The organism is Actinomadura geliboluensis (assembly GCF_005889745.1).
Taxonomy (GTDB): domain Bacteria; phylum Actinomycetota; class Actinomycetes; order Streptosporangiales; family Streptosporangiaceae; genus Spirillospora; species Spirillospora geliboluensis.
Genome location: NZ_VCKZ01000409.1, coordinates 1 through 7,873 on the forward strand (window position 1 = coordinate 1; position 7,873 = coordinate 7,873).

Sequence of the window (7,873 nt, forward strand, 5' to 3'; positions counted from 1 at the left end):
CCCACATCGGGGGTCCGGGGGTCGCCCCCCGGGTAAACATGACGAAGGAGTGGCAGCCTGCGCTCTCCGCAGGCACACCACTCCCAACTCCGAGTGGGGAACCGATGAAACCCGCTAACCAGCATCAGCGCAGGGTCTCGTCCACCCCGAATTCCACGCTAGGGAAGATCATCTTCCACGGGGCCTCCACCCGCGCCGGACGCCAACGCCTCTAGGGTCTGGGCGGTCATGTCGAAGTCCAGGAAGCCGCCGTCGGTTTCGCGGAGGCGCCGCCAAGCGCGGTAGCCGGTGAGGATGGCCTTCTCCCAGTCGGCGGCGCGGCGAGTGGACACCTCGAAGCTGGGCGGTGATGGAGCGGATGGTCTCCAGCAGGGCGTTGTCGACACGGGCCTTGCCTTCGAGGTAGTTGTGCTCGCTCGCGTAGGCGAACACCAGCGCGGACATGGCCTCCTCGATGGCGATCGCCCTGCCGCCGTCCTCGGCGAGGTCGATGTCGGGCCGGGAGCGCCGCTTCAGCTTCATGAGGGAGCGGATGACCGGGGACCGGTCGAGCACGGCGGCATGTGCTAGGTGGAAGACGTCGTGCAATCGGTAGTGGTCGTCGATGGGAGGCGTCGGTAAGCGGATCACCGACCTGCTCACGGTGCCTCCTTGTTGGGCTCTCGGTCGGTGATGGTTTCATCTCTGGGCGCGGTGTTACGGGTGTGGTCGTGGATGCGGGCGAGGTGGTCGAGCAGGGCCGGCGGGCTGTGGACCTCGAAGGGGCAGTCGAGGGACAGGAGGCGGAGCGCGAGCCATTCGACAGTGTCGCGGGCGCTGCGCCATCGCGTCCGGTCGCCTTCGGGGGTGAGGGTTCCGTCGCCGAGGTGGTCCTGGAGCCGGGTCGTCGCTGTGGCGAGGGTGAGGTGGAGGGTGACGTCGGCGCGGTAGACCGGCGCCATGGCCAGGGCGGCTCGCGCGAGGTGGGTCTGCAGGTCCTCCTCGGGCAGGTGCCGGGAGGTGCGGGCGCCCGTGCCGCGCGGAGTCTGGATGCGATCGGCTCGGAAGGTGCGCCAGGCGTCGCGGTCGATGTCGAAGGCGAACAGGTACCAGTGGCGGTGAGCGCTGACCAGCCGCTGCGGTTCGACGTGCCGGGTGGTGATCGCGCCTTCCCGGTCCCGGTAGCGCATCCGCAGCCGTTCCCCGCCCGCGATGGCGGTGGCGAGAGCGGTGAGGACGTCGGGGTCGGCGGTGCGGCCGGGGGGCATCCAGCCCGAGATCGAGCCGCCCAGGGCGCGGACGCGGTGGCGCAGGCGGGTGGGCAGCGCATTGCTCAGCTTCGCCAGGGCCCGGATCCCCGCCTCCTCCAGTTCGGGCAGACCTTGCGCCGCGACGGTGCGCAGCCCCAGCGCGACGGCGACCGCCTCGTCGTCCTCCAGCAGCAGTGGCGGCAGTGCCGAGCCCGCGACGAGCCGGTAGCCGCCGTGCGCGCCGAGGTCGGCCTCGATCGGATAGCCCATCTCGCGGAGCCGCTCGACGTCCCGCCGGACCGTGCGATGGGTGATGCCGAGCCGCTCGGCCAGTTCGCTCCCGGGCCAGGTGCGCGGCGTCTGCAGAAGCGAGAGCAGCGACAGCAGCCGCGAAGTGGGTCCGGACATGGTGCACAGGATGCCCGGCATCTAGGACCGGAACAAGCCTAGATCCCGCCTACGTTCGTCTTCGACAGCCGAGCGACAAGAAGACAGGATCATGATGTCCGAGCAGATCAGCGCCGCCCCCGAGGGCTACACCAGCGTCGCGCCGTGGGTCGTCACCGACGACACCGGAGCCTTCCTCGACTACGTCTCCCAGGCATTCGACGGCACCGAACTCGGCCGGGTGGCCACCGAGGACGGGCTGATCGGCCACGGCGAGATCCGCGTGGGCGACACCGTCGTCCTCGCCTTCGACCGACGTCCCGACTGGCCCGCCATGCCGAGCCTCCTGCGCGTGTTCGTACCCGACGCCGACGCGGCGTTCGCCCGCGCCGTCGAGGCGGGCGGCACCGTCGTCACCCCCATCGCCTCCGACGCCTTCGGGCAGCGGGGCGGCCGGATCAAGGACCCCTTCGGCAACATCTGGTGGGTGGTCGCCCACGTCGAGGACGTTCCCGAACAAGAGATGTGGAAGCGCCTGCAGGAACCCGTCTACGCGGCGGGCATGCGCGTCGCCCAGGAGACATTGGACGCCGAACTCAGCGGCCGCGTCCGAGGCCGCAGCAGCGCACCGGTCCGGCTGCCGCACTGACGGGGACAATGGGGCCGCTCGCCCCCTCGCGGGCCGGCGGCCACGCAGCCCGCTGCGCTCACGCGCCCCGAGCTCTCAACGTGACCGGCTGTTCGGGAGCAGCTTCAGACCTGCTTCCGAGCGGGGTGCCGTCGGGTGTGGGCGCGGGATACCCGACGAGTTGCTGTCACACACCTCACCCGGCCAAAGCGGCAAAGCCAACTTCTTCGGCGTCATGATGTGGACGTCGGGGCGGATCCGGCCGCTCTCGACGGCTGCAGATGGTGACCTCTTCGCCCCGGCCGCGCGAGAGCCGACAGACGCACGATCGCGCAGTTTCGTGGTCGGCGTGGCCACTGATCAGATGTTCGGTGAGCCGATGCTCCGCCCGGCACGACGGCGCGGCGTCATCGGTTCGCCGGCTGGCCCCCGGTCGAGGGCGCGGCGGATTTACGGTGGTGGGAGGCGCGGGCTTTGGCGCGGTTGCCGCAGATGTCCATGGAGCACCAGGTCCGGCGCCGGTTGCGGGAGTGGTCGTAGTAGGCCCATCGGCAGCTCGGTTCCCGGCAGGCTTTGAGCCGCGTCCACGTGCCGTCCGCCACGGCCTCGGCCACGACGGCGAGCAGGCTCGCCAGCGCCGCCTCCACCGGCGCCCGGGTGCGGGCGACCAGCCGGGGCGGGGAGACGGTCACGTCGAGCATCAGCGGGAACTCGCGGGTGAGGTCGGCGAGTTCGGCGCGAGCGGCGGGGTTCAGGCCGTCCGGGCGCGGGCTGGAGACCGGCTCGGCATTGTTGTCGGCGATCAGCGCGCGCAGCCCCTCGCGGATCCGTTCGCCGCGGTCGCGCTGCTCGGCGTTCACCACCGTGCCTGCCGGCATGAGGCCGCGGGCGTGCAACCACGTCGCCAACTGGTCCGGGGTCGCGATCTCGTCGCCGTCCCGGCGGCGGGTGTTGACGAACTCCTCGATCACACGCAGCGGCATCGGTGCCGTCCCGGTCGTGAGGTTGTCCGGCACGGGCTCGGCGGCATGCTCGTTCATCACGACTCGCACCCTACCCGGCTATCAGAGATGGTAGGTTACCTAACCGACGTAACCGATACGTCAGTTAGATCAGAAGGGATCGCTGGTGAGCATCAGCATCGGCAACATCTGCATCGACACCAACGACCTGGCCGGTAGCACCGCCTTCTGGCAGGCGGTCACCGGCTACCAGGTCGCGTCCTCGGACGAGGGCACCACCTACCTGGAGGACGCGAACAAGAGCGGCGTCGGCCTGTCCCTGCAGGCCGTCCCCGAACGCCGGGACGGCAAGAACCGGCTGCACCTGGACCTGTTCACCGACGACCTGGCAGGCGAGGTCGACCGCATCCGGGCCGTTGGCGCGAGCGAAGTGCGGCGCTTCGACGGCTGGGTCGTGCTGGCCGACCTCGAAGGCAACCAGTTCTGCGTCGTCGCCGCGTAGACGCGCTCACCACCGCGCGAGACCGGTTCCCACCACTACGGAAGAGACAGACATGGCCTCCGTGCAGAAAGAGATCATCATCGATGCCGACCCCGCGGCCGTGTGGGCGGTCATCAGCGACTTCACCGACGGGCCCGTCCGGATGGCCCCGGGTTTCGTCACCGACAGCCGGCTCGACGAACCGGACGTCAGGGTCGTCACGTTCGCCGACGGAACAGTGCTGCGGGAGCGGCTCATCGCGCTCGACGATGAACTGCGCCGGCTCGTCTTCTCGGTCATCGGCGGCACCATGCAGACGGCACACGACAACGCGTCGATGCAAGTCGTCCCGCACGGGGACGGCCGCAGCCGGTTCGTCTGGATCCACGACGTGCGACCGGACGAGCTCACCATCCCGATGGCGGCCGGAATGGACCACGGCCTGAACATCTTCAAGCAGGCGCTGGAGTCCACCAAACACCCCGGCTAGGTCAGTCGCGCGACTCCAAGAACCCCGACGGCCCCGCCCTGGTGCTCATACCACCCACCAGAACAGCAACCTGCTCCGCCAGGTCAAGACCGGCCGGCACGACCTGTAACCCAGGCCGCGCACCAGACGGGCCTCGACCGATCCGAACTCGGTCGAGGCCCGCCCGCGTCCATCATCATCACCCGCCGACCAGGTTGCCGTGCCAGTCGACGCCCGCGCAGCAGCGGTCCGCTGCTGATGCCGTGGCCGGCGGGGATGAGCGCCCACCGAGCGGGGCCGCCGCAGCCAGCCCGCGGCAGACCAGTCTCGCCTGGCCGAGCAAGAACACGGCCACGGTGATCGAGACGTTCACCCGGACCCGCGCGTCGTGTTCGCTCATCGTCGCCGGGCACCGGTCGATCACCGGCTGCGGAACGGCTGACGCCCCATCCCCGGCACACCCCCTGCGAATACTCGCCCGGGAGCTGCGAGCCAGCCGAGCTGCGGCGCCTTTACGCTGCGGCGGACGTGACGATTGTCAGCCGCGCCGCCGGGGCCACCAGGGATCCGGGCCGCTCATGGACGCCATCCGGCACGGCGACGCCGGACGGCTGGCCTGCACACCCCCGAGCAGGCCCTGGCCCGCTTCACCGCCCCGCACGCTCGGCTTCCGCACTGACCGGATGACCTCCTCATGACCGGCACACCGGCCGGCCGTACCAGGAACGAGCGCTACGGAGTTGTGTGCGACTCGTCGGCGATCCACTCCACCATGCCCCCGTGGGAAGGGCGGCGGATGGTGGTCGCCTGCTCCACGGCTTTCCGGCCCCGCGGCGGGGCGCGGCCAGGTGGGACGGCCTGCGGCACGGAACGGAGTGGTATCTAGGACCGGAACTGCCCTAGACGGGGGTTAGCGTCACCACCGCATGAGGGCACTCAACATCCCAGGAGGCAGTCAGATGTCCGTCAAGCCGGTTCCCCAGGGCTACCACACCGTGACGCCGTGGATCATCTCGCGCGACACGGTGCAGCTCATCGACTACATGAAGAGGGCCTTCGGCGCGGAGGAGTTCGCGTGCCTTGCGGGCAAGGACGGGGCCATCGAGCATGCGGAGGTACGGATCGGCGACTCAGTGGTGATGATGTTCGACGCGCGGCCGGAGTGGCCGCCGACCCCTGGCTTCCTCCGCCTTTACGTCGAGGATGCCGACGTCGTGCACCATCAGGCCGTTGCGGCCGGCGGCACCTCGGTCACCGAGGTCACCCACCTGTTCTTCGGAGACCGGGTCGGGCGGGTACGCGATCCGCTGGGCAACCTGTACTGGATCCAGACCCGTGTGGAGGACCTGAGCCCGCAGGAAATGGAACGCCGCCTCGCCGACCCAGAATTCACCAAGGCCATGGAGTACGTCCAAAGCGCCGACTTCTTCCCCGCCCGAGGATCCAACCTCGGCTGACGTCTAGGAGCGAGAAACGGCTGCGGAGTTGCGACCGTCCTCGACGACGGCACCGGCGGCATCCGCCGATCGTCATCGGCGGGTTCCCTCGGTGCCGTCGGGGTCGTTTGTCGGGGCTGTCGGCGAGGCTGGGGTGGTGCGGGTGCAGTGGGAGTTGGGCGGCGACTTCTAACCCGCCTGCGAGCAGCGGGCCGGCATGCAGCCGTCCGCCGAGTGAGGTCGCCCGTTCGCGCATACCGATCAGCCCGTACCCGGAACCGGGCGTTGCTCCAGCGGGTGGAGTTCCTCCGGGGTCGGTGATGGTGATGTCGAGCCGGTCGGTGGTGTAGCGGAGCCGCACGTGGGCTTGCGCAGCTGGGGAGTGCTTGGTGACGTTGGTCAGGGCTTCCTGGATGATGCGGTAGGCGCCCAGGTCGGGGCTTCGTCAGTAGGTGCACACGACCTGTGCACCGCTCACGCTCGCAGATCAACATCCCCGGGAACGCCCGCCCCGGCCGTCAGGGACGATGCTCCAGAGCCGGGGCGGGACTTCGAGGTTGATCACGGGGGATTGCGGGCGAGGCGGCGGCGGTGCCCTTCGGCGGTGTCGGCGAAGTCCTGTTCGTCGCCCTTGCGGTAGTGGCGGTAGAACCATTCGGGTACCCGGGTGGGGTCCAGGCGGGTGCGGAGGATGCCGTCTTGGATGTCGCGGGTTGCCTCGCGTAGGCGGTTCCACTCGGGGTCGGTGATCGGGCCGGGCTTTGCGTTTCGCAGTTCGGTATCAACGGTCTTGGCAAGGCGTTCGCGTTCGTCGGCGAGGCGCTGCTGGCCGGCCCAGATCTCGATGGCGATCTGGTAGGCGGCCAACGAGGGGACAAAGAAGCTGAGCAGGGTGTCGGGCAGAGTCACGTCCGCGACGGCCAGGCCGGCCGCCAGGCCAGCCGCGGTCCAGACGGCCGCGGCGGCGGCGACGAGGTGGCTGTAGCGGCGGCGCAGCCGGGTGTCCCATGCCAGGTTCTGTTCTTGAGCGATGAGCACGTCGTATGGATGGTGAACGTCGGCGGTGGAGTCGTACCAGCCGTCGGTGATGCGCTTGTCCTTGGCCGAGCCGCGCTGCAGTTTCCGGGCAAGCCGGTGCACATCCGGGTCGGGTATGGGATCACCGGCGACGGTGGCGCGCCAGGGCAGCAGGAACAGCGCGGTGTCGAACATTTCCTGGAGTAGTGCGCCTTGGCGTGCGGTGGCCGCCGCCATGCGTTTGAGCAGGAACGCGGAGATCAGGAACCACACGAACCCGGCGATGGAGACCCAGGGGCGCCCGTGGTCGAGCAGGGTGCTCAGGACTCCGGCGGCGGCGAGGACGGCGGCGGCGCCGACGCGGACGGCCTCGATGAGCTGGCCGCGCTGGTGGCTTGCCGACGCCGCCCGTTGCAGGCGCAGCATGTCGTCCTCGAGTTGACGCTCGTGGATGGGCCGCGTGGGCACACCGTGCACGCCGCCGCTGTGGTGGGCCACCACAAACCGGACCCGAGGGCCGGGGTGCTCTGCTGCGCGTCCGCCCCTTCGGTCCCTGCGGTCACAGGAGACTGGCCTCCGTAACGACGAAGACCCCGGAGCTTGCCTGCTCCGGGGTCGTTTCGTCACTGTGGGGCCACGACTTTCGTCTGTACCCCCGAGTGGGCGAGGAGGGATTTGAACCCTCACATCCTTTCGGACACACGGACCTGAACCGTGCGCGTCTGCCGTTCCGCCACCCGCCCATGGGTGCCGTCCCGTTTCCGGGTGCTCGAAAAGGCTAGCACGTGCCGGGCAGTGGTTAGGTATCCAGATACTCCTAGCGAACCTTCGCACCGATACGATCGTCTACCAGTGGGGAAGGGAGGTGCCCGTGGGCGTCATTCAGCGCTTCGAGCGACGGCTGGAGGGCATGGTCGAAGGGGCCTTCGCCCGTGCGTTCAAGTCGGAGCTGCAGCCGGTCGAGGTGGCCAGTGCTGTGCAGCGCGAGATGGACGACAGGGCTGCGATCGTGGCGCAGGGCCGCACCCTCGTGCCGAACGACTTCGTCGTGGAGATCTCTCAGCAGGACGGGCAGCGGCTGCAGGTGTACGCCGACAGCCTGAGCCAGGAGCTGGCGAACCTCGCGCGCGAGTACGCGAAGGAGCAGGGGTACTCCTTCGTGGGGCCGGTGCGGGTGCGGTTCGAGAATGCGGGCGATCTCGCCACGGGAATGTTCCGGATCCGGTCGGGGGTGATCCGGGGCTCGACGGTGGAGGGCGGGGAG

11 protein-coding genes, 1 tRNA gene and 1 pseudogene are annotated in these 7,873 nt (G+C 69.5%); 5 read left to right on the plus strand and 8 right to left on the minus strand.

Going from position 1 to position 7,873, the window contains the following annotated elements:
* Positions 1-158: 158 nt before the first annotated feature.
* From ETD96_RS48290 to ETD96_RS36660, 3 genes and pseudogenes are all read right to left on the minus strand, one after another.
* Entirely contained in the window at positions 159-386 is a 228-nt protein-coding gene (locus ETD96_RS48290) for a hypothetical protein (protein ID WP_420884829.1), read from the minus strand.
* Positions 346-642, minus strand: a pseudogene (locus tag ETD96_RS48295) (hypothetical protein); the annotation flags it as partial. The gene ETD96_RS48290 and the pseudogene ETD96_RS48295, both read right to left, overlap by 41 nt.
* Positions 639-1,637, minus strand: a complete 999-nt coding sequence (locus ETD96_RS36660; RefSeq protein ID WP_138641080.1) for a helix-turn-helix transcriptional regulator — start codon at positions 1,635-1,637, stop codon at positions 639-641. The pseudogene ETD96_RS48295 and the gene ETD96_RS36660, both read right to left, overlap by 4 nt.
* 91 nt (positions 1,638-1,728) lie before the next feature.
* Here ETD96_RS36660 and ETD96_RS36665 point away from each other — a divergent pair, with 91 nt between their 5' ends.
* Positions 1,729-2,265 (plus strand): VOC family protein, encoded by a 537-nt coding sequence (locus ETD96_RS36665; RefSeq protein ID WP_240808493.1) that lies wholly within the window; start codon positions 1,729-1,731, stop codon positions 2,263-2,265.
* 386 nt (positions 2,266-2,651) lie between these two features.
* On the opposite strand, the gene ETD96_RS36670 is transcribed toward ETD96_RS36665, so the two are convergent.
* Positions 2,652-3,284 carry a CGNR zinc finger domain-containing protein gene (locus tag ETD96_RS36670; RefSeq protein WP_240808494.1) on the minus strand — a complete coding sequence of 211 codons (633 nt, stop codon included), beginning with the start codon at positions 3,282-3,284 and terminating at the stop codon, positions 2,652-2,654.
* 88 nt (positions 3,285-3,372) lie between these two features.
* Between ETD96_RS36670 and ETD96_RS36675 the strand changes: the two genes are divergently transcribed.
* The gene (locus tag ETD96_RS36675) at positions 3,373-3,708 is read left to right on the plus strand and encodes a VOC family protein (protein ID WP_138641082.1); all 336 of its coding nucleotides are present in this window, start codon (positions 3,373-3,375) and stop codon (positions 3,706-3,708) included.
* Between the two features lie 52 nt (positions 3,709-3,760).
* Positions 3,761-4,177: an SRPBCC family protein gene (locus ETD96_RS36680; protein WP_138641084.1), complete on the plus strand. Its 417-nt coding sequence runs from the start codon at positions 3,761-3,763 to the stop codon at positions 4,175-4,177.
* 178 nt (positions 4,178-4,355) lie between these two features.
* Here ETD96_RS36680 and ETD96_RS36685 read toward each other — a convergent pair whose 3' ends face one another.
* Positions 4,356-4,556: a hypothetical protein gene (locus ETD96_RS36685; RefSeq protein ID WP_138641086.1), complete on the minus strand. Its 201-nt coding sequence runs from the start codon at positions 4,554-4,556 to the stop codon at positions 4,356-4,358.
* 559 nt (positions 4,557-5,115) lie between these two features.
* Between ETD96_RS36685 and ETD96_RS36690 the strand changes: the two genes are divergently transcribed.
* On the plus strand, positions 5,116-5,613 hold the full coding sequence (locus ETD96_RS36690; protein WP_138641087.1) for a VOC family protein: 498 nt from the start codon (positions 5,116-5,118) through the stop codon (positions 5,611-5,613).
* Here ETD96_RS36690 and ETD96_RS48300 read toward each other — a convergent pair.
* From ETD96_RS48300 to ETD96_RS36700, 3 genes are all read right to left on the minus strand, one after another.
* Positions 5,546-6,025, minus strand: coding sequence for an ATP-binding protein (locus tag ETD96_RS48300; protein WP_364554816.1), 480 nt, complete (start codon positions 6,023-6,025; stop codon positions 5,546-5,548). The genes ETD96_RS36690 and ETD96_RS48300 overlap by 68 nt on opposite strands.
* A gap of 128 nt (positions 6,026-6,153) precedes the next feature.
* Positions 6,154-7,110, minus strand: a complete 957-nt coding sequence (locus ETD96_RS36695; RefSeq protein ID WP_138641089.1) for an S-4TM family putative pore-forming effector — start codon at positions 7,108-7,110, stop codon at positions 6,154-6,156.
* 159 nt (positions 7,111-7,269) lie between these two features.
* Positions 7,270-7,352, minus strand: a tRNA-Leu gene (locus ETD96_RS36700).
* A gap of 128 nt (positions 7,353-7,480) precedes the next feature.
* Between ETD96_RS36700 and ETD96_RS36705 the strand changes: the two genes are divergently transcribed.
* On the plus strand, positions 7,481-7,873 hold a 393-nt coding region (locus ETD96_RS36705; RefSeq protein ID WP_138641091.1), incomplete at its 3' end, for a DUF3662 domain-containing protein.

Excerpts from the sequence above, each read along its gene's own strand:
- ETD96_RS36665 (WP_240808493.1), top strand. The coding sequence starts at position 1,729 with ATGATGTCCGAGCAGATCAGCGCCGCCCCCGAGGGCTACACCAGCGTC.
- ETD96_RS36670 (WP_240808494.1), bottom strand. The coding sequence starts at position 3,284 with ATGAACGAGCATGCCGCCGAGCCCGTGCCGGACAACCTCACGACCGGG.
- ETD96_RS36660 (WP_138641080.1), bottom strand. The coding sequence starts at position 1,637 with ATGTCCGGACCCACTTCGCGGCTGCTGTCGCTGCTCTCGCTTCTGCAG.
- ETD96_RS36690 (WP_138641087.1), top strand. The coding sequence starts at position 5,116 with ATGTCCGTCAAGCCGGTTCCCCAGGGCTACCACACCGTGACGCCGTGG.
- ETD96_RS36680 (WP_138641084.1), top strand. The coding sequence starts at position 3,761 with ATGGCCTCCGTGCAGAAAGAGATCATCATCGATGCCGACCCCGCGGCC.
- ETD96_RS36685 (WP_138641086.1), bottom strand. The coding sequence starts at position 4,556 with ATGAGCGAACACGACGCGCGGGTCCGGGTGAACGTCTCGATCACCGTG.